This is a genomic window from Terribacillus saccharophilus (assembly GCF_002272745.1).
GTDB lineage: Bacteria > Bacillota > Bacilli > Bacillales > Amphibacillaceae > Terribacillus > Terribacillus saccharophilus_B.
The window spans coordinates 18,199-36,578 of the sequence record NZ_NPBD01000013.1 but is presented as its reverse complement, the minus strand read 5'-3'; the positions used below and the strand labels follow the sequence as shown (position 1 = coordinate 36,578).

Annotated in this window: 20 protein-coding genes; 5 read left to right on the top strand and 15 right to left on the bottom strand. The window is 42.3% G+C overall.

What is annotated here, in order from left to right; genetic code table 11:
- Positions 1-11: 11 nt before the first annotated feature.
- The 5 genes from CHH58_RS13605 to CHH58_RS13585 all read right to left on the bottom strand — a co-directional run bounded on the left by CHH58_RS13605 (position 12) and on the right by CHH58_RS13585 (position 2,941).
- Positions 12-332: a hypothetical protein gene (locus tag CHH58_RS13605; protein WP_095261023.1), complete on the bottom strand. Its 321-nt coding sequence runs from the start codon at positions 330-332 to the stop codon at positions 12-14.
- Entirely contained in the window at positions 333-1,016 is a 684-nt protein-coding gene (locus tag CHH58_RS13600; RefSeq protein WP_095262683.1) for a type 1 glutamine amidotransferase, read from the bottom strand.
- A 15-nt stretch (positions 1,017-1,031) separates the two neighbouring features.
- Entirely contained in the window at positions 1,032-1,472 is a 441-nt protein-coding gene (locus CHH58_RS13595) for a GNAT family N-acetyltransferase (RefSeq protein WP_095230712.1), read from the bottom strand.
- A gap of 53 nt (positions 1,473-1,525) precedes the next feature.
- Positions 1,526-2,122: a YdeI/OmpD-associated family protein gene (locus CHH58_RS13590; RefSeq protein WP_095230713.1), complete on the bottom strand. Its 597-nt coding sequence runs from the start codon at positions 2,120-2,122 to the stop codon at positions 1,526-1,528.
- Between the two features lie 78 nt (positions 2,123-2,200).
- Positions 2,201-2,941, bottom strand: coding sequence for an AAA family ATPase (locus tag CHH58_RS13585; protein ID WP_095261021.1), 741 nt, complete (start codon positions 2,939-2,941; stop codon positions 2,201-2,203).
- 65 nt (positions 2,942-3,006) lie between these two features.
- On the opposite strand from CHH58_RS13585, the gene CHH58_RS13580 reads away from it, so the two are divergent.
- Both CHH58_RS13580 and CHH58_RS13575 read left to right on the top strand, forming a co-directional pair.
- Positions 3,007-3,405, top strand: a complete 399-nt coding sequence (locus CHH58_RS13580; RefSeq protein ID WP_095261020.1) for a hypothetical protein — start codon at positions 3,007-3,009, stop codon at positions 3,403-3,405.
- A gap of 107 nt (positions 3,406-3,512) precedes the next feature.
- Positions 3,513-4,250 carry a class I SAM-dependent methyltransferase gene (locus CHH58_RS13575; protein ID WP_249275134.1) on the top strand — a complete coding sequence of 246 codons (738 nt, stop codon included), beginning with the start codon at positions 3,513-3,515 and terminating at the stop codon, positions 4,248-4,250.
- Positions 4,251-4,343: 93 nt separating this feature from the next.
- Here CHH58_RS13575 and CHH58_RS13570 read toward each other — a convergent pair whose 3' ends face one another.
- The 8 genes from CHH58_RS13570 to CHH58_RS13535 all read right to left on the bottom strand — a co-directional run bounded on the left by CHH58_RS13570 (position 4,344) and on the right by CHH58_RS13535 (position 14,242).
- The gene (locus CHH58_RS13570; RefSeq protein ID WP_095261019.1) at positions 4,344-5,315 is read right to left on the bottom strand and encodes a transketolase family protein; all 972 of its coding nucleotides are present in this window, start codon (positions 5,313-5,315) and stop codon (positions 4,344-4,346) included.
- A complete protein-coding gene (locus tag CHH58_RS13565) occupies positions 5,312-6,160 on the bottom strand; it encodes a transketolase (protein WP_249275133.1) in 849 nt (282 codons plus the stop codon). Before CHH58_RS13565 ends, CHH58_RS13570 begins: the two co-directional genes overlap by 4 nt.
- Before the next feature lie 29 nt (positions 6,161-6,189).
- Positions 6,190-7,566, bottom strand: a complete 1,377-nt coding sequence (locus CHH58_RS13560; RefSeq protein ID WP_095261018.1) for a PTS ascorbate transporter subunit IIC — start codon at positions 7,564-7,566, stop codon at positions 6,190-6,192.
- 21 nt (positions 7,567-7,587) lie between these two features.
- Positions 7,588-7,872, bottom strand: a complete 285-nt coding sequence (locus CHH58_RS13555) for a PTS sugar transporter subunit IIB (protein ID WP_095230717.1) — start codon at positions 7,870-7,872, stop codon at positions 7,588-7,590.
- Between the two features lie 17 nt (positions 7,873-7,889).
- The gene (locus CHH58_RS13550) at positions 7,890-9,950 is read right to left on the bottom strand and encodes a BglG family transcription antiterminator (protein ID WP_095233349.1); all 2,061 of its coding nucleotides are present in this window, start codon (positions 9,948-9,950) and stop codon (positions 7,890-7,892) included.
- Positions 9,951-10,344: 394 nt separating this feature from the next.
- Entirely contained in the window at positions 10,345-10,758 is a 414-nt protein-coding gene (locus CHH58_RS13545; RefSeq protein ID WP_095230719.1) for a DUF5412 family protein, read from the bottom strand.
- A 133-nt stretch (positions 10,759-10,891) separates the two neighbouring features.
- Positions 10,892-12,331 carry a 6-phospho-beta-glucosidase BglA gene (gene bglA / locus CHH58_RS13540; protein WP_095261017.1) on the bottom strand — a complete coding sequence of 480 codons (1,440 nt, stop codon included), beginning with the start codon at positions 12,329-12,331 and terminating at the stop codon, positions 10,892-10,894.
- 12 nt (positions 12,332-12,343) lie between these two features.
- On the bottom strand, positions 12,344-14,242 hold the full coding sequence (locus CHH58_RS13535; protein WP_095233347.1) for a beta-glucoside-specific PTS transporter subunit IIABC: 1,899 nt from the start codon (positions 14,240-14,242) through the stop codon (positions 12,344-12,346).
- 167 nt (positions 14,243-14,409) lie between these two features.
- Here CHH58_RS13535 and CHH58_RS13530 point away from each other — a divergent pair, with 167 nt between their 5' ends.
- Together CHH58_RS13530 and CHH58_RS13525 are read left to right on the top strand one after the other, a co-directional pair.
- The gene (locus tag CHH58_RS13530) at positions 14,410-15,117 is read left to right on the top strand and encodes a GntR family transcriptional regulator (RefSeq protein WP_095230722.1); all 708 of its coding nucleotides are present in this window, start codon (positions 14,410-14,412) and stop codon (positions 15,115-15,117) included.
- Between the two features lies 1 nt (position 15,118).
- A complete protein-coding gene (locus CHH58_RS13525; RefSeq protein ID WP_095230723.1) occupies positions 15,119-15,475 on the top strand; it encodes an ABC transporter in 357 nt (118 codons plus the stop codon).
- A 61-nt stretch (positions 15,476-15,536) separates the two neighbouring features.
- On the opposite strand, the gene fumC is transcribed toward CHH58_RS13525, so the two are convergent.
- Entirely contained in the window at positions 15,537-16,925 is a 1,389-nt protein-coding gene (gene fumC / locus CHH58_RS13520) for a class II fumarate hydratase (RefSeq protein WP_095262682.1), read from the bottom strand.
- A gap of 136 nt (positions 16,926-17,061) precedes the next feature.
- Between fumC and CHH58_RS13515 the strand changes: the two genes are divergently transcribed.
- On the top strand, positions 17,062-17,949 hold the full coding sequence (locus tag CHH58_RS13515; protein ID WP_095235206.1) for a LysR family transcriptional regulator: 888 nt from the start codon (positions 17,062-17,064) through the stop codon (positions 17,947-17,949).
- 42 nt (positions 17,950-17,991) lie between these two features.
- Here CHH58_RS13515 and CHH58_RS13510 read toward each other — a convergent pair whose 3' ends face one another.
- Positions 17,992-18,324, bottom strand: coding sequence for a cystatin-like fold lipoprotein (locus CHH58_RS13510; protein ID WP_095230726.1), 333 nt, complete (start codon positions 18,322-18,324; stop codon positions 17,992-17,994).
- Between the last annotated feature and the right edge of the window lie 56 nt (positions 18,325-18,380).

Genomic DNA, 18,380 nt, shown 5'->3' with positions numbered 1-18,380 from the left:
TGGCAGCTTTTTTACATATACAACGAACTAAGCCGTGAAGGTCTGAAGGTGATAGTAAAGTCATGAAGATCCTGCTGTACTGCGTCAGACAATAACCTGCCTTCGTTGTTAAAATCTTCTTCTACCTTTACTGCATCAGGTTTTAATTTGTCACGTTCCCAGTCCAGCCATTTTCCATAGCCTTCTGCCCAGCTCTCTATCCTCTGTTTTAAAGCCGCTGACACTGGAAAATCATCCAAATCAAGATTCTCTCTGCAATTCGCACACCATACAGGATCTGTAAAATCAGCTTCTAAAAGAATATGCATTGTTTTCTTACAGCTGCATTCCATTCAGACAGCACCTCTTGCAGGCTGCGCCATGTGATCCAGCAATTTATAAAGTACATCAACATTCTCCGCTGGAAGCTCCGATGTCTTCATTACTTCCTCACTTTGGACGAACATGCCATCATCTACATAATCCTTATCATGCACTATCAATTTCTCCATACTTTCTCTAGTCGTTTCAAAATGGAATTGCAGTCCAATAACGTTATCTCTGTAAATAAAGCCCTGATTCTCGCACACTTCATTTCCGAAAAGTCGTATAGCACCGTGAGGTAAAGAGAATTGTTCCCCATGCCAGTGGAAGACAGTCATTTTATCAGGAATGAAGGGAAAATGAGTCGTTACAGTTTGGATTGGATGCCATCCTACTTCCTTCTGCTCCCCCTGAAAAACGGTCGCTCCTAATGCCTTCGCAATTTGCTGCGCACCTAGACAAATACCGAAAATAGGCTTTTGCTGATCAATAAGCTGAAGAATCAGTGAACGCTCCTCCTCTATCCAGTGATCAGCATCATTGGCACTCATCGGCCCGCCAAGTATGATGAGCAGGGTAATATCTTGTGCGTCTGGAAGCACGGCTTTATCGTAGAGATGGTGGACACGAAAGCTATGACCGCTGTCTTCTCCCCAATCCTTTATAGCAGCAAGATCTTCAAACGGAACGTGCTGCAGCACATCGATAATCATTCCCAACGTCCTCCTCTACAAGCTTAGCTCATAATGATAGAACTGCTCGTCCCGCTCGTATCCTTTTCGTTCATAAAGACGCTGCGCCTTCTCGTTGTCCGGAGCAGTACTAAGTGCGATACTTCCAGCACCGGTTCCCCTTGCAAAAGCTTCCGCTGCATTGAGTAATTTTTCTCCAACCCCTTCTTTCCTGGCACTTTCCGCTACATATAAGTCATTCAGTATCCATGCACGTTTCATCCCGATAGAAGAAAAAGTAGGATATAGCTGAGTGAAACCTACATAATTATCTCCATCCTTTGCGAGGAAAATGACGGAATCACCTTTCTCCAGTCTTTCTGTTATGTATGCTTCTGCTCCGCTTAGATCATGCGCTTGCTTGTAAAACTGCCGGTATTGATTGAAAAGAATAGCTGCTTCTTTTATGTCTTGTAAGGATGCTTTGAGAATATTCATTGGTCTACCTCTCCCTTGAAAAGCTATTTTTTTTTATATACTACAACCTATAATTATTTATCATTCAAACCCTTACCAGCGAGGATTTGCTGCATATATTTTTCAACTCTCGCCTCTCTTGTTTTGGCCTGCTTAGCTTGAGAAAAATGGAATATATATGCTCTTTGCCTCCCTGGAGTTAATGCTTCAAAGGCAGCTTTCAAAGCAGGGACTTCCTCAAATTTATTATGCAGTTCTACAGGAACTATGTATTCTGCGTGCTCTTTCATATCCACTTTCAAACCGGCTTTTTCAACTGCAATAGCCTCATGAATATAAGATTTAATGATAGTTTCCATTTCAACTATTTCCTGATTAGTGGTGAACCTAATTTGGCGCGCTGCTTGTACATTCTCTGTTTGCTGTATCAGAACCCCATGAGTATCTTTTAATAAAGCACCCTTGTGAAACAAAAGTGCACAATAGTCTTTAAACCCATGTATTAAAACGATGTTTTTCCCCTCGAGCGTGTAACAAGGATGATTCCACTTGAATTCTTCCGTCAGCTCACAGCCGAGGATAATATTTCTTAGGCTTACAAACTCTTCTTTCCATTGTTTAGCTTTACTTAAGAATTCATCTACCTTAGGATTTTTTTCAGTATTTGTCATGCAGGCTCACCTCTCAAAAATTCAATCACAGATATTCTTATAAATAATTATGCTCAATTTTCTTTGTAACTGCACTGATTATTTTCGGAACAAATGATGTAAAAGTCTGCCTCTGTCCTCGAAAAACTGCTTCATTATGCTGTAATGCTGTGTCGCTTCCAGCTGGACTTCTTCTATTCCTTCTGCATCCAGCAGGAGAATTTTCGAATCCGGATAAGCCATTAACAGCGGAGCATGTGTCGAGATGATAAACTGCGAGCCTTTTTCCACTAGCTCATCGATTCTAGCAAGCATCGACAGCTGGCGAATCGGTGATAGAGCTGCCTCTGGTTCATCTAGTATGTATAATCCATTTTCAGAGAATCGCTCCATGAAAGCTGCGAAAAATGCTTCTCCATGGGACTGCTCATGAAGGGATTTTCCACCGTAGGAATCAATGATTTTTCGCCCGTAGCCCTCCCGATCCATCTCCTCGATATTAGTAGCTACATTATAGAAAGTCTCTGCTCGAAAGAAGTATCCATCACGCGGCCGATTTCCTCCCCGGACTATGCGGATTTGTTCATGCAAATTGGAATGTGATTCATAGCTTGAGAAGGAGAAATTCCTTGAACCACCCTCGGGGTTGAAACCGAGCGCTACTGCAATTGCCTCGAGTAAGGTCGATTTGCCCATGCCATTCTCCCCGATTATATACGTGACATTCGGATGGAAAGAAAGTTTGCCTAATTTTTGAATGACTGGCAGTGAAAATGGGAAGTGATTAGGAAGCGCTGAAGATTCATCCTTCAAGCTCATTTGTCTCACATATTGATTCATTGGGGTAATTTCACATTATCATTCTATCTTTATGAATGTATTAACACCTGAAAGGAGAATACGTCATGGAGGAATATATTCTGATCACAATACTGCTTGTCTTATTTTTAGCGGTCATCATCTTCACGCGCTACTTAAATAAACCCGTTAAGGGTATATTCATTATTTACTATCTAGTACTTGGTTCCCTTTTTGTTATAGTTAAAGAGCGCATTGAAAATGCTTATAATACAGCTACGACACCTAACATCAATTGGATTGTGAATAATGAATGGATTGCAGATATCCGTCATTTACTGTTTGTACCGATGATCGGTTTACTAATATATCTGCTGTATAAAGGTTATACAGACCCAAAAGAACCCTGGGAACGTTCAAATATTCTAGGAGTCACAATTCCGCTAGCCGCCTTGTTAGCAGCTCTTTATTTTCTATTCTCGTATACGTATGGTTATTATGCTTGAGACATGTCACTTCCTTTCACCCTTTCTGGATTTCTGGATTCGCAGCAGGAGATAAAGTTATTATTATGGAAATTATATACTATCAAACGAATAGGCGGAGATAGGTTATGGATTTCCATGCACAAATTAATAAATATTCCTACACCTCCAGACGAGCAGCTCCATCCTGGATCAATTTGATTAAGAACATATTGGATAACAAACAAGTAAATCATGCATTGGATATCGGCTGCGGAGGTGGAATTTATACAAAAGCTTTGAATGAGATAGGTATACCTCTTGTAACAGGAGTAGATTCATCAGAAGTCATGCTCGAGGCAGCAGCAGAGAATTGTCGCGGTCGGGAAGGAATTCGTTTCCACAAGGGGGACGCTCAAGTAACTGGGTTAGAATCAGCGAGCTGCGACCTGATTCTGGAACGCGCATTGATTCATCACTTACAAGAGCTGCAGCCTTGTTTCACAGAAGCGCATCGTATACTGCGACCCGGCGGAGTATTGCTCATTCAGGACCGCACACCAGAAGATTGCCTGCTGCCTGGAAGCCCTGAGCATATTAGAGGATACTTCTTCTCGTGTTTTCCAAGACTCGCAGAGATGGAAATCAGCAGAAGACATACATCCGCTCAAGTTATGAAAGATCTAGAAGATTGCGGCTTTCATGACATAGAGAAACATACATTATGGGAAGTTCGTCAAATACATATATCGAAAGAAAAACTGCTGGCAGACATTCGCGCCAGATTGGGGAGAAGCATCCTGCATGCTTTGGAGGATGACGAACTGGAGAAGTTGACTCTGTATATAAACGATTGTATCACAGAGGAAAGGGATATTGTGGAATGATAAGTGGACGATTTGGAGGGCAGTCAAAAGATAAAGGCTATCGCTTTATAACGACAGCCTTTATCTTACATTCTGTTATAAACTTCTTCATTCTCAGTGAGTGACATCCAGTTGCTTCTCTAAAAGCCTTTGTACAGCTTCAACGATATCTGTATTTGTGAGCTTATAATAAGCCTTCAAATAATCAACTTTTCCAACTTGCCCATATTGTTCACGCACGCCTATTCTATACATCGGCACAGGGTGATTCTCAGCTAATACTTCCGAGACCGCACTACCTAATCCGCCGATCACATTATGATTTTCCGCTGTTACAATTGCTTTTGTCTTTTGGGCATATTCTGTGATCAAATCTGCATCAATCGGTTTGATAGAATACATATCTATGACAGCCGCGTGGATCCCTTGCTGTTCGAGAATATCCGCTGCTCGCAAAGCTTCTGCAACCATAATTCCTGTTGCAATGATAGTAATGTCTTCCCCGTCCCGCAGCAGCTTTCCTTTTCCATCTTCAAAGGTTTCGTTTTCTTCGTAAAGCTTGATGGCATTCTTCCGGATTGTACGGATGTAGTGAACACCGTGCTCTTTTTCAATACGTCGCAGTAGATACCCAAGCATGGTAGAATCACTAGCTTCATAAACATGCGCTTGTGGAACCAGCCTCATGAGACCAATATCCTCAAATGTCATATGAGTACCGCCGTTATGCTCTGCAGTAATCCCTGCATCTGACCCGAGGATTTTAATATTTGTCTTGGCATATCCGCCGGAAACAAATAGCTGATCAAATGTCCTTCTAGTAGCGAACTGGCCGAAAGTGTGCACATAAGGAATCTTCCCTGTAAGAGATAAACCAGCTGCAACCCCCATCATGTTTGCTTCCATAATGCCGCTGTTGATGAGTTGATTTGGTATTTCTGCTTTGATTTTATTCGTTGTGATAGCACTCATCAAGTCAGCTTCCAGAGCTATAACTTCCGGGTTTGCTTTTGCCAGTTCTAGAATGGTTTCAGCGTAGACTTGGCGCATCTCTCGTTTTTCTTTTTCATAAACAGTCGAAATCATCCTCTCACCTCCTGCTTCAGTTTCGTTTCCAGCTCATAGATTGCTTGTTCAATTGCCGCAGTATCTGATTCGTTCGGTCTGATGTGGTGATTATCAGCCAACTCCTCCAAATAACGGACTCCCTGCCCTTTGATAGTGTCCAAGATGATGGCTACTGGTTTTTCCTTTTGAGTAATACCTCGCGAGATTGCTTGATGGATGTCTGCTACGTCACTTCCATCCACTTTGCAAGTATAAAAGCCAAAGGCATCCATCTTTGCAGCAAAATCAATAGGGTCAATGATATCTTTTGTTGGACCATCTAACTGCTTCTTATTATCATCAATGAAAACAAATAAGTCGTGCAGTTTATGATGGGCAGCGAATTGGAAAGCCTCCCAGCATTGGCCTTCGTTCAGCTCTCCGTCACCTACGATACAGAATGTCTTGTTCTTCCGTTCGGAGAGCTTATGAGATAATGCAACCCCAACAGCAGCTGATATACCTTGCCCGAGCGAACCCGTTGTCATATCCACTCCTGGCGTCAGGTTTTTGTCTGGATGAGAAGGCAGCTTCGTACCGTTTTGATTTAGTGTATACAGCATCTCTTCAGGAAAATAACCCTTTACTGCAAGCGCCGCATAAAGCCCTGGGCCGCCATGGCCCTTGGATAAAACGAAGTAGTCTCGATCTTCCCATGTTGGATCATTCGGATCAACTTGCATCACCTCCCCGTAAAGCACTGCTAACGTTTCAACGATAGATAAGCTTCCTCCATAGTGACCAAACCCCAAATGATGAAGCTCTTGAAGTGTCTTCAATCTGATTTCATCCCGGAACCTCTCTACCTTCTCTAAATCCATCATATATCTTCTTCCTTCCTGTTCAGCATCTATTAGGCACCAATCTGATTGGAGTCATTTGTCTTTTTATTGCGTTTGAACAATCCGAAGACAACAGCCAACAAGACGAGACCAACAACCGTTACGGTGACACCTGCTGCGCCGAACATTTTCGCCACCTGTCCAAGTACGATGCCAGAAGCCGCAAAGTCTGCGTCTGAGAAAGTCGTACTAGCGAACCCTAAATCTCCTAGTACCGGCATCAAAAATACCGGAAGGAAAGTAATCAACAGACCATTCGCGAATGCTCCGATGGTTGCGCCTCTCACTCCGCCAGTTGCATTTCCAAAAACACCAGCTGTAGCTCCTGTAAAGAAGTGCGGTACAACGCCCGGCAAAATAATAACCGCTCCTGCAAGACCAAGTGCCACCATGCCAACGATTCCTCCCAGGAAGCTGCAGAAGAATCCTATAAGAACTGCATTCGGTGCATAAGGGAAAACAACTGGGCAATCCAGTGCTGGTTTAGAATTCGGAACAAGCTTTGTAGATATACCTTTGAAAGCTGGAACAATTTCAGCTAGCACAAGACGCACTCCTGTAAGGATGACAAATACACCTGCTGCAAACGTAACACCTTGGATGATAGAGAAGACGATATAGTGAGTGCCTCCGCTCAATTCTCCTTCCACATATCCCGGACCAGCAAATAGTGCAATGATGACATAAAGGACAACCATCGTAAGCGAGATCGTAACTGAACTATCTCGCAGGAAGCCTAACCCTTTCGGAAACTTGATGTCTTCTGTAGATCTGGATCCCTTCCCGACAACTTTGCCTACCACTCCGGAAAGTGCATAGCCTAAGCTGGAGAAATGACCAAACCCCACATTGTCGTTACCTGTGATTTTCCGCATGAACGGCTGACAGATTGCGGGAAAAGCAGCCATGATCAACCCAAGTGCCAAAGAACCAACAATGATGAGCGGAACTCCCTTCAATCCTGATACTGCAAGGATTACAGCCAGCATACAGGCCATATACAGCGTGTGGTGACCTGTAAGGAAGATGAATTTCAATCTAGTAAAACGCGCGATCAGAATATTGGCTAACATACCAAAGAACATAATAAATGCAGTTGTACTTCCATATTCCGTCAGTGCCATCGCTACGATTGCTTCATTATTAGGTACTACACCATTTACATTGAAAGCATGCTGGAACATTTGTCCGAACGGGTCAAGTGAACCAACAATGATATTCGCACCAGCAGATATTACCAAGAAACCAAGGAATGTTTTTGTCGTCCCTTTAATAATCTCACTCAGCGGCTTCTTCAGGATGATTAGCCCAACCAAGGAAATCAATGCGACCAATACCGCCGGCGTGCTAAGAATGTCGATAACCAGCTTCAGAAATCTTTCGACCATTGTATTCTCCTCCTCTGCTCTTTAGGAAATGATGCCCTTCTGTTGAAGAACCTCTTGCAGCTTTGCTTTAATTCCATCCATATCGATAATGCTGTCAATCACGATCACTTCACCTAAGTGATGCATGCCGTCTGCAATATCCTTGGCAGCAATAAACAAATCCGCATCATCAGGCGTCGCAGAGCTCAAATCTGAATGACTCACCTCTACCCCTGTGACACCTAACTCCGATAGAATCTGCTGAACATTCATCTCCAACATAAAGCTGCTTCCTAGTCCTGAGCCGCAAACTGCTAATATCTTCATAATTACTCCTCCAATTTTTAAGCTATTGTTGAATAACTCTTAAACAATGCAAGTATTTCTTCCTTACTTTCGGATTCAATCAATGTCGTGACATTTTCTTTATCACTAAGCAGCTTGGTCAGCTGCGATAGTGCTCTTAAATGGGTTTTATTGTCGATTGCTGCAATACAAAATAACAATCTAACTCCTTTGGTATGATCTGCAGAAAAATAGACAGGCTCCTTCAACCGGAGAAAGCTCATTCCTACTGCATGCACACCGGATTCCGGTCTGGCGTGTGGTATGGCAACATCCGGTCCTATTACTACATATGGCCCCAGTTTTTCTATATTTTCTATCATGGCCTCTACATAAGATTGCGAGATAGAAGCATTTTGCAGCAGAGGCTTGGCAACGCTAGCAATGGCATCTTGCCAGCTTGGTAAACTTTCAGCGAGTTGGATTGTATCTTCATGTAACAAGTCTTGTAACACTGGCTGATTCTCCTTTCTGCGTTCTGTTTTTCGATGGAACTGGAGTGTCCGCAACATGTTTTCTAATTGTTTCTCATCATGGATGGTGGCATATCGACTTATTTCCTGAAGAAGCTCTCTTACTGATACGCCATCGTATTGGATACCGAATAATGTTTCATACACTCCATTGACTAAAGCACTTTTTTCAGTAGGGGACATGATTGGTTTTACATGAAAGCATGGGATGCTGGACTGTAAATCAATTGTTGAGAAGATGACATCATAATCCATTGCAGTCTTCTGTTCGAATTGACGAAGTGAGCATGTATCTTCGACCACAATCTCAGAAAATAGTGATTCGAGCATGTATTTGACCATCAAGGAAGAACTTATACCGCTCGCACAGACGACTAGAGCTCTTTTCTTTCTTGGCATTTGCTGTGTTGGCTTTTCCAATAATGCGCCGAAATGAATCGTAATAAAGCCCAACTCTTCTTCCGGAATTACAATGTTCAGTAAATCTCCCACCGGTTGCATCAGCTCTTGTACAATCAGATACAGTTCTTCATGTTGATTTTTTATCTGTTGTAAAAGTGGGTTGTGTATCGGAATCCGATATTTCATTCGATAGTAGGCTGGTCTCATATGCTGATAGAGGGTGCGTACGACATTAGCCCTTCGTTCGAAAACGACAGCAGCCTTGTTCTCGAAATCCAAAACCAATTGTTCGCACAATCTATACAGCAAATCTCGCGTATTGCTTTCCTGCTGAATTTGACCTAATGAAAGAGCAAGCAAGTGGATGCTGAAATAACATACTTCATTTTCATCAAGTGGCAGTTGAAGCTTCTCAAAAACTGAGAGTGTCACTTCCCACATAGCATCCTGTTTCATATTGAGAATTTCGTCTTCATGGAAACGGACTGTTTTTCCTTCACGAAGTCGACAGGCATACAGCACTAAAAAATAAGTGAAATGATCCAGCCTTTCCTCCACGAACTGAAGCCCGAAATCCTTTTCCATCATCTGCAATAAATCTTGCACATCTTTTGCCGTCACATCTTTTAAATGTGCTGTGAGATGTTTTACTATTGTCGGAAAAGCGGGATTTTGCAGCATCTTCGCCAGATGATTTTGCACCAAAATTCTTTTATCCGCTTCGGACCCCCTAAGATGATAGCCATTCTGTCTTGTATAACGAATCTCTACTAAGAATGGATTAATCCGCTTATTGGCACGTTTGATATCTGCAACTACTGTATTTTTGCTAACTTGGAGCACATGTGTTAAATGGTAGGATGATACAGGCTCCTCCCTTATGAACAAATACAGGTAAAGAAGAAGCAATCGATCTTCTTCTGTTAAAATAAGCTGCTGACCATTTTGTATCAGCTGCTTCTTCTGATAACACTGCACCACCTCCTCGGGAACACGAATGAGCTGTGTACCTTTATATAAGATCTGTGGCAGCTTCTCTGCTGTAAGCCAGTCATTCAGCTTTTCTAAATCATAAGTCAGCTGCCTTCTTGATAATTGAGTGAGATCCATGAGCTGTTGCAATGTAATGTGCTGTAAACGGATAAGCTGCTCAAGCAAGATGGATGGCCGCTTGTCTAGCATCATTGGATTCACCTCCTGATTCCATTTTATATTAAAGCGCTTACATTTTGACTGGTGATTGGGTACAAAAGTTGTATGTCCTTCGTTACAAGATTGGGATAACAACCTTAATACAGTACTGGGAGTTCTGCCAAATTAAAAAGGGCTGGCTGTTTACCAGACCCTATATATTTAAGGAGCGTTAGACATGTAATTAAATCATGTATTAAGCTTACTCCCCTTTGTCTTCTCATCGTCACGCAGCTATACAAGCTTATCGAGCATAAAAACAAGCTAAAGATACGGCAGAAATTTTGCGGTTAAATGATGCTTAGCTTATTAATCTTTATGATTATTTACATATACTCTAATCTATAAGAAAAGAGCCACTCCATAAAGGTTCGGCTCCTACAATTAGTTATTCCTCATTATCATGCTGCCAGTTATAATAAGTATCCTTATCATTTATATCAATTTCAATTTTATTTATCTCAATAGTATCTTCATTCAGCCAATTCACTTTTGATACTTCACTATCCGAATGTATTTCCCAATAAACTGTTTCATTTTTAAATTGGATTTGGTCTTTACCTTGAGATGTAATACTTACTGCTTGTCCTATAGGAGTGGTGGCATTGCCGTTCTCATCAATTAATCTAATCTCCGCAACATAGCGTTTACCTGGTGATTCAACTGCGCTAACTATTGTTCCTTTTCCATTCAATTCATTTAGGTTTACATCTATGAAATTATATAAAGTTATGCCAGCGATTATTACTATAGCCATAATCGATAAAACAATAACTACTATCCATTTCTTTGGCTTTTTCATTTTCCCCCTCCAAAATATTTCTAGTAAAAGCTGTACCAGAATACATGGCAGGTATGTCTTCAGTGTGTTTTATGTGAGATATATACTTAAAAAACCTTGGAAGGAGCATTCTCCATCCAAGGTCTTCTACTTGTTACAGCTCTTCTCCATTCGAACGAATCACATTCTTATACCACTCAAATGAATCCTTCTTCGATCGTTTCATGCTACCATTTCCTTCATTATCACGATCAACGTGGATCATGCCGTAGCGCTTCTTCATTTCACCAGTTGTGAAGGAAACAATGTCGATAATGCCCCACGGTGTGTAGCCAAGCAGATCAACGCCATCATAGTTTACAGCTTTCACAAGCTCCTCGATATGGGAACGCAAGTAATCGATGCGCTGCGGATCATGGATGGATCCGTCTTCTTCCACGGTATCCACCGCGCCGAAGCCGTTCTCAACAATAAACAAAGGAATTTGATAGCGATCGTAGAAACGGTTCAATGTGTAGCGCAAACCAGTTGGGTCAATAGACCAGCCCCAGTCACTTGCTTTAATGTATGGGTTCTCTACACTTTGTGCCAACCCGCCATTTGTCATATTTCTATCTTGCTCGACTTCTTTATCACTTTTAATAGTTGTACTCATGTAATAACTGAAGCCTAGATAATCAACCGTCCCGTTACGAAGGATTTCTTCATCACCATCTTCGAATACGATGTTATAGCCTTCTCGTTCGAATTCCTTCAGCACATAGCTTGGGTAGTAGCCGCGAACATGTACATCCGCGAAGAAGTAACGCTCACGCATCAGCTCTTCTGCCAGCATCACATCGTTCGGATTGGAGGAATACGGATAGATCGGTACATGAGATACCATGGCGCCAATGTGAAAGTCAGGGTTGATTTCCTTCCCCTTGCTGACAGCAAGTGCACTGGCAATTAGCTCGTGATGTCCAGCCTGATACATCACTTCACGAGCATTTTCGCCCTCTTTCACTGTGACACCAGAGTTCGTCCAGAGGAATAGTGGATTATCAGTATCCATTTTGTTATTGATTTCGTTGAAAGTCATCCAGTATTTAACCTTGTCTTTGTAACGGTTAAAGCAGACTTCTGCGAACCGGACAAAGTGGCGGGCAACCTCTCTGCTGCGGAATCCGCCGAACTCACGCGCCAAATGTAATGGCATTTCGAAATGGGATAGCGTAATGACTGGTTCAATGCCATGCTTTAATAGTTCATCAAAAAGATCGTCATAGAACTTCAAGCCCGCTTCGTTTGGCTCCGCTTCATCGCCTTTCGGAAAGATACGTGTCCATCCAATGGATGTACGCAAGCACTTAAGACCCATCTCTGCGAATAAGGCAACATCCTCTTTGTAGCGATTGTAGAAATCAATAGCTTCATGGTTTGGATAAAACTTATCCGGTTCCACTGTTTCTGTAAGTTCCCGCGGAACACCATGTGCACCAGCAGTTAATACATCAATAACACTCGGGCCTTTGCCATCCTGGTTCCAGCCACCCTCGAATTGGTGGGCGGCAAGTGCGCCGCCCCATAAGAAGTCCTTTAGTAATGTATTCATGTCTAGCTCCTCCTATTTCACAACTGTCAGCAAGTCATTGCCTTGCGTCGTTGTCTCTGTTTCATCAATGATGATTTCTTTGTAATTGGCTGGATTGGTTAGAATGATAGGCGTGATCGTTTGAACACCAGCAGCTTCAATCGCTTCGCTGTCAAACTCACTCAATACATCCCCTTGCTTCACGCGGTCTCCTTCTTTCACATGCAGTGTGAACGGTGAGCCATTCAGTTTAACTGTATCAAGACCTACGTGGATCAATACTTCTGCACCAGACTTGGAACGTAAACCAATTGCATGCTTTGTCGGTGCGAGCATGACAATGGTTCCGTCAAATGGCGCATAAACTTTATTTTCACTTGGCTCAATTGCCAGCCCTTTCCCCATTGCTCCTGAACTGAACACTTCATCTGGTACTTCTTCCAAAGCAAGCAATTTACCGCTTAGTGGTGCGTGAACTACTTCTTCATTGTTTTCCGCAGCAGACGCTTCTGCGTTGCCATCTTTCTGGTCTACTGCCACACTGCTGTCAGCTTGTGCTGCAGTATCTTCGCCGAAACCGAAAATCTGAATCAAGATGATTGGCAGCACGATAGCGATAGCGGCTCCGATAACAATACCTATGAAACTTGTAGGGTAGTCTCCGTTGATACCATTCACAATAGTTAATGGTCCCGGAAGTCCAGCATAAGCGAAATAATATGGATTGAAGAAACTTGCTACAATTGCACCAATTGCACCAGATATACAACCAATGATAAATGGTTTCTTGAATCGCAGTGTCACACCGTAGATTGCTGGTTCTGTTATACCGAATATACCGGTAATACCTGCGGAAACACCGACTTTTTTAACTTCTTTACTTTTCGCTTTTAAAATAACACCGACAACCGCACCAACCTGTGCGATAACCGCAATCGTTTGATAAGCCTGGAAAGAATCACGGCCATATTGCTCGAAGTTAGCCAATACCATCGGCGTGATACCCCAGTGAACACCGAAGATAACGATAACCTGCCAAAGGGAACCTATGATGGCACCTGCAAGCCATGGTGCGTATTCTGCCAAGAAATTGTATCCGTTTGCGATTCCATTTGCACCAAGAGAAGTCAATGGACCAATTGCTACAAGTGTCAGCGGAACCATGACTATGATAGAAATCAATGGAACGAACAACGGACGGATTACTTCGTTCATATGCTTGTTCAAGAAGCGCTCCAAGTAAGAAAGGATCCAAACTAAGAATAGTGGCGGCAAGACAGATGATGTATAAGTCGTTTCTGTCAAAGGCAGCCCAAGGAAGTTCATGCTATTCCCGTCCGCAATGCTTGCAGCCATCGTTGCCCAATCAGGACTGACAAGCGCCGCACAAGCAGCAACTGCTATATACGTATTTGTCTTGAAATGCTTAGACGCCGTAATAGCAATGAAAATCGGCAGGAACGTAAACGGCGCCCACGAAATAAAGCTAAATACTTGGTACGTACTAGTTGTATCGAAGTTCGGGAAAAGCAAGTTAATCAGAATAAGTGCACCTTGCAGAATACCGGCCGCCGCAAGCACATAGATGAATGGTGCGAATACAGCTGACATTGTTGCAATGATTCGGTTAAGGATTGAGCCTTTGTTCTCGTTACCTGCTTCAGCAGTATCAACATTTACGAGTTTGGCAAATTCATCATATACCTCGCCGACATGCTGACCGATAACTACTTGGAACTGACCACCGTTTTCTACTACTGTTATAACACCTGGCAAACTATTAACCTCTTGTTTAGCAGCAGGCTTCGAACGTTTCAGCACTAAACGCAAACGAGTCGCACAGCGGGTAGCGTTTACAATATTCTCTTCACCGCCAACTGCTTCCAATATATCACCAGCAAGTTTTGGATAATCCCTTACTTTTTCAGCCACTTAGAACACCTCTTTTTCTTTTAGTATACGCTTACATTATAATTATACCGGTATAATTTATCAAGCGTATACTAATAAAATTAATAGAGTATTTTAAAAGCGTAGGGTTTTCGTTGAAAGATTAGTGTGCTAAAATCGCTCTATCTAAACAAATAAGGAATGTAGCTATGCTAAAATATCAGCAGATTGCCAATGAAATCCAACAGGATATTGAAAAGAATGATCTCCCGCAGGGCACTAAGCTGCCTGTGCTGGAAACCTTGATGTCCCAATATAAAACAAGCAAAAGCACTGTTATCAAAGCACTCAGCCTGCTTGAACGAAAAGGTCTCGTCTATCAAGTTCGCGGCAGCGGCATCTTTGTACGGCGACGCAACCGGAAAGGCTACATCAGCTTCTCGAATCAAGGCTTCAGTGACGAGCTGAGCGGATTCGACATTTCAGCGAAAGTGCTGGAGCTCGATATCCGAAAACCATCAGCAGAAGTTGCCTTCAACCTGAAAATCGACCCGGAAGATGACGTCTATTACGTTAAACGGATACGTTATATCAACGGACAAATACTTTGTCTTGAAGAATCCTATTACAACAAGGATATTGTCACCTATCTGAATAACGAAATCGCCACCGGATCCATCTTCGATTACATTAGCAATGCCTTAGGTGCCAAGATCGGCTTCTCCGATATGTACGTGCACATCCAGAAACTGAATGAAGATGAAGCACTGCATCTTGGACTTCTTGTAGGTGATCCAAAACTATTCGTAGAAACAATCTTCTATTTGAACAATGGTCTTCCGTTTGACTTTTCTCGTATATCGTATAATTACGAGCAGTCACAGTTCTTCTTCCAGTCGACGGGGTATTCTTTGTAGGATGCGAGATGAATTGATGAGGATATTTGCCAATTGGGAGAAGGAGCTTGAGAAGAATGAATGGTATTTTAGTGATTGTTATGAAGAGTTAACAATGAACTTAGCACCATTTGAGGCTTTTTCTGCTATACCAGATGTCATTTCTGTACTCCTCACGGTTAAAGATTCTTTCCTGCTAAATGAAACAATTGATTTTTTAGATACTCTATACATCATAGCGGATACAACGGAAATACATCCTATGCTTCAAGCGGAATGTGAGAATATAAGATTGCATATTCAACGTTTCGGAGACAATCATAGCCATGTTGCTTGGAAAGTTCTCAAGCGCATGCTCCGTATAAGCGAGATGCCGTAAGTCTATTAGAAAATTAAAAAGCAACCAAGTGCGTTAAGCTGCTTGGTTGCTTCTTTGCGTATCAGATATTCGGTTTAACCATTTCCTCTGGCTTCACCATCTCATCAAACTGCTCTTCTGTCAGCAGATCAAGCTTCACAGCAGCTTCTTTAAGTGTAAGTCCTTCCTTATGTGCCAGCTTAGCGATTTTTGCCGCGTTTTCGTATCCGATATGTGGATTCAATGCAGTTACCAGCATCAAGGAATTCGTTAGATTTTCTTGGATTGTTTGCTCATCCGGCTCAATGCCTACTGCACAGTTATCATGGAAAGATACCATGCTGTCGCTTAATAGCTGAACAGATTGCAAGAAATTATAGATGATCACTGGTTTGAAAACGTTCAGCTCGAAATTACCCTGACTTGCGGCAAATCCAATCGTTGCGTCATTCCCCATGACTTGGGCAGCCACCATAGTCAATGCTTCACATTGAGTCGGGTTAACTTTTCCAGGCATAATAGAACTGCCGGGCTCATTTGCAGGAATGCTGATTTCGCCGATGCCGCAGCGAGGGCCGCTCGCCAGCCAGCGTACGTCATTTGCAATTTTCATCAAGTCAGCAGCTAATGCTTTCAATGCGCCGTGGGCATATGTCATTTCATCATGGCTTGTTAGTGCATGGAATTTGTTCGGTGAGCTAATGAATTCTTGCTCTGTGAACGTGGTAATCTCTTCAGCAACAGTTTCGCCAAACTGTGGATGGGCATTGATACCCGTTCCAACAGCTGTACCTCCAATTGCCAAGGCACGTAGTTTCTCTGTCGATTCTGCGACCATTTCCTTGGAACGATCCAGCATATGCACCCAGCCACTGATCTCTTGTCCAAGTGTTAACGGCGTAGCATCCTGAAGATGTGTACGACCGATTTTCACGATGTTATGGAATGTTTCCGCTTTTTCATTCAGTGTGTTACGCAGCTGTTCCACTGCCGGAAGCAGCTGTTCATAAACAGCTAACACGCCTGCAACGTGCATTGCCGTCGGGAATGTATCATTCGAACTCTGACTGCGGTTAACATCATCATTCGGATGTACGACTGAATCAGAACCTTTTTCTTTCAGCAAAGCAGTAGCAAGGTTGGCAACTACTTCATTCATGTTCATATTACTTTGCGTACCGCTTCCTGTCTGCCAAACAACAAGAGGGAAATTATCATCGTACTTGCCTGTAAGAATGTCATCACAGACCGCCACTATAGCGTCGGCTTTTTCACTTGCCAGATTCCCAAGACGCTGATTGGCAATAGCCGTACTGCGCTTTAGTATAGCGAAAGCTTTCACTACACGCTCTGGCATTCTTTCTGATCCTATTTTAAAATTCTCTTTACTTCGCTGTGTCTGTGCACCCCAGAATTTATCTGCTGGTACTTTTACTTCTCCAAATGTATCTTTTTCGATTCTGTATTCCATGGTAATCCTCCTCAGATTTCCTATATATCTTTGTACCACTATAAAAATCGTAACACTCCACCTCTATAATGTATAATGCATAATAAATATGTTTTTAATTACTCTATGTAATACATCATAAACGGAGGCTTACAGCATGGAATGGGAACAACTCGAATACTTCCAAACACTTGCACGTGAACAGCACGTTACAAGAGCCGCTCAGATTCTGTCTATTACACAGCCTGCTCTCTCCCGCTCTATTGCCCGATTGGAAAGCCAAATTGGCACACCGCTTTTTGATCGCCAAGGCAGAACAATTAAACTGAATAAGTACGGAGAACTATTATTAAAACGAGTCGATCTCATATTAAAAGAATTCCAGGAAGGAAAAGATGAGATTCAGTCTTTGCTTGACCCCGATAAAGGAGAAATCTCACTTGGATTTCTACACACACTCGGCACAACAATAGTGCCCAATATAATTGCAGCCTTTAAAGAGGAATATCCGCACGTCCGTTTTCATTTGAAGCAAAACCATTCGAATTGGCTGTTGGAGAACTTGCAGTCCGGAAACTTGGATCTTTGTCTGCTTGCATCATTCCCCGGGGAATCCAGAATGGCTTGGACTCCATTATGGCAGGAGGAGCTTTTCTTGTTCTTTCCAAAAGATCATCCATTGGCCAATCGAGAATCCATCACTTTAGAAGAGATTGCAGACGAGCCCTTTATCCTCATGGAAGAAGGCTACGCATTACGCGTAACAATTGATTCTATCTTCGAACAGGTTGGTCTTGTTCCTAAAATTATGTTTGAAGGTGAAGAGGTAACGACGATTGCCGGTTTCGTCGGAGCAGGAATGGGCATTTCCATCCTTCCTGATGTTAAAAGCTTGGATCGAACGAAAATCGCTAAGGTTCGTATAAGCTCACCAAAGTGTGAACGGACAATCGGTATCGCTAGTGTGGAAGGGAAGTTCTTATCGCCTATTGCTGAGAAATTCAAGCAATATATTGTGGAGCATTTTCATCGAACAGATTTTTAAATAAAAAAGAAGAAGCCTGTGCAAAATCGCACGCTTCTTCTCTCAATCAATTAATATAGCTTTCCTTATGACAGGTTCATTCCCATTAATACCACTTTCATCATCCATACGGTCATAACCACTCTCATGGTTTCTTTTATAGACACCAACAATTTCCTCATTTTCTTCTACCGGTTTATACGTAATTGAGATGAACTTTCCAAATTTATAGACCGCAATTTCAGAATTGACTTCATCTATCTTTATTTCGTACACTTTTTCCGCATAATTCTTCTCGGTTGAAAATACTTCTTCCATCTCTTTCTCATAGTCTGATCTACAGGCTGCCAGAAACAACAAGGCAACAAATAAGAAAATAATAACTTGTTTAGACAAAGTTTATCTCCTCTATAATGATATGGAATATAGCATCATATCCAGTGCAATACTTC

Coding starts and splice junctions, on each gene's coding strand:
- CHH58_RS13550 (WP_095233349.1), bottom strand. CDS start 9,950: ATGATGCTAGACAAGCGGCCATCCATCTTGCTTGAGCAGCTTATCCGT.
- CHH58_RS13515 (WP_095235206.1), top strand. CDS start 17,062: ATGGAATGGGAACAACTCGAATACTTCCAAACACTTGCACGTGAACAG.
- CHH58_RS13600 (WP_095262683.1), bottom strand. CDS start 1,016: ATGATTATCGATGTGCTGCAGCACGTTCCGTTTGAAGATCTTGCTGCT.
- CHH58_RS13595 (WP_095230712.1), bottom strand. CDS start 1,472: ATGAATATTCTCAAAGCATCCTTACAAGACATAAAAGAAGCAGCTATT.
- CHH58_RS13570 (WP_095261019.1), bottom strand. CDS start 5,315: ATGATTTCGACTGTTTATGAAAAAGAAAAACGAGAGATGCGCCAAGTC.
- CHH58_RS13580 (WP_095261020.1), top strand. CDS start 3,007: ATGGAGGAATATATTCTGATCACAATACTGCTTGTCTTATTTTTAGCG.
- CHH58_RS13605 (WP_095261023.1), bottom strand. CDS start 332: ATGGAATGCAGCTGTAAGAAAACAATGCATATTCTTTTAGAAGCTGAT.
- CHH58_RS13590 (WP_095230713.1), bottom strand. CDS start 2,122: ATGACAAATACTGAAAAAAATCCTAAGGTAGATGAATTCTTAAGTAAA.
- CHH58_RS13565 (WP_249275133.1), bottom strand. CDS start 6,160: ATGATGGATTTAGAGAAGGTAGAGAGGTTCCGGGATGAAATCAGATTG.
- CHH58_RS13525 (WP_095230723.1), top strand. CDS start 15,119: ATGCGAGATGAATTGATGAGGATATTTGCCAATTGGGAGAAGGAGCTT.
- CHH58_RS13555 (WP_095230717.1), bottom strand. CDS start 7,872: ATGAAGATATTAGCAGTTTGCGGCTCAGGACTAGGAAGCAGCTTTATG.
- CHH58_RS13545 (WP_095230719.1), bottom strand. CDS start 10,758: ATGAAAAAGCCAAAGAAATGGATAGTAGTTATTGTTTTATCGATTATG.
- CHH58_RS13560 (WP_095261018.1), bottom strand. CDS start 7,566: ATGGTCGAAAGATTTCTGAAGCTGGTTATCGACATTCTTAGCACGCCG.
- CHH58_RS13530 (WP_095230722.1), top strand. CDS start 14,410: ATGCTAAAATATCAGCAGATTGCCAATGAAATCCAACAGGATATTGAA.
- CHH58_RS13575 (WP_249275134.1), top strand. CDS start 3,513: ATGGATTTCCATGCACAAATTAATAAATATTCCTACACCTCCAGACGA.
- bglA (WP_095261017.1), bottom strand. CDS start 12,331: ATGAATACATTACTAAAGGACTTCTTATGGGGCGGCGCACTTGCCGCC.
- fumC (WP_095262682.1), bottom strand. CDS start 16,925: ATGGAATACAGAATCGAAAAAGATACATTTGGAGAAGTAAAAGTACCA.
- CHH58_RS13585 (WP_095261021.1), bottom strand. CDS start 2,941: ATGAATCAATATGTGAGACAAATGAGCTTGAAGGATGAATCTTCAGCG.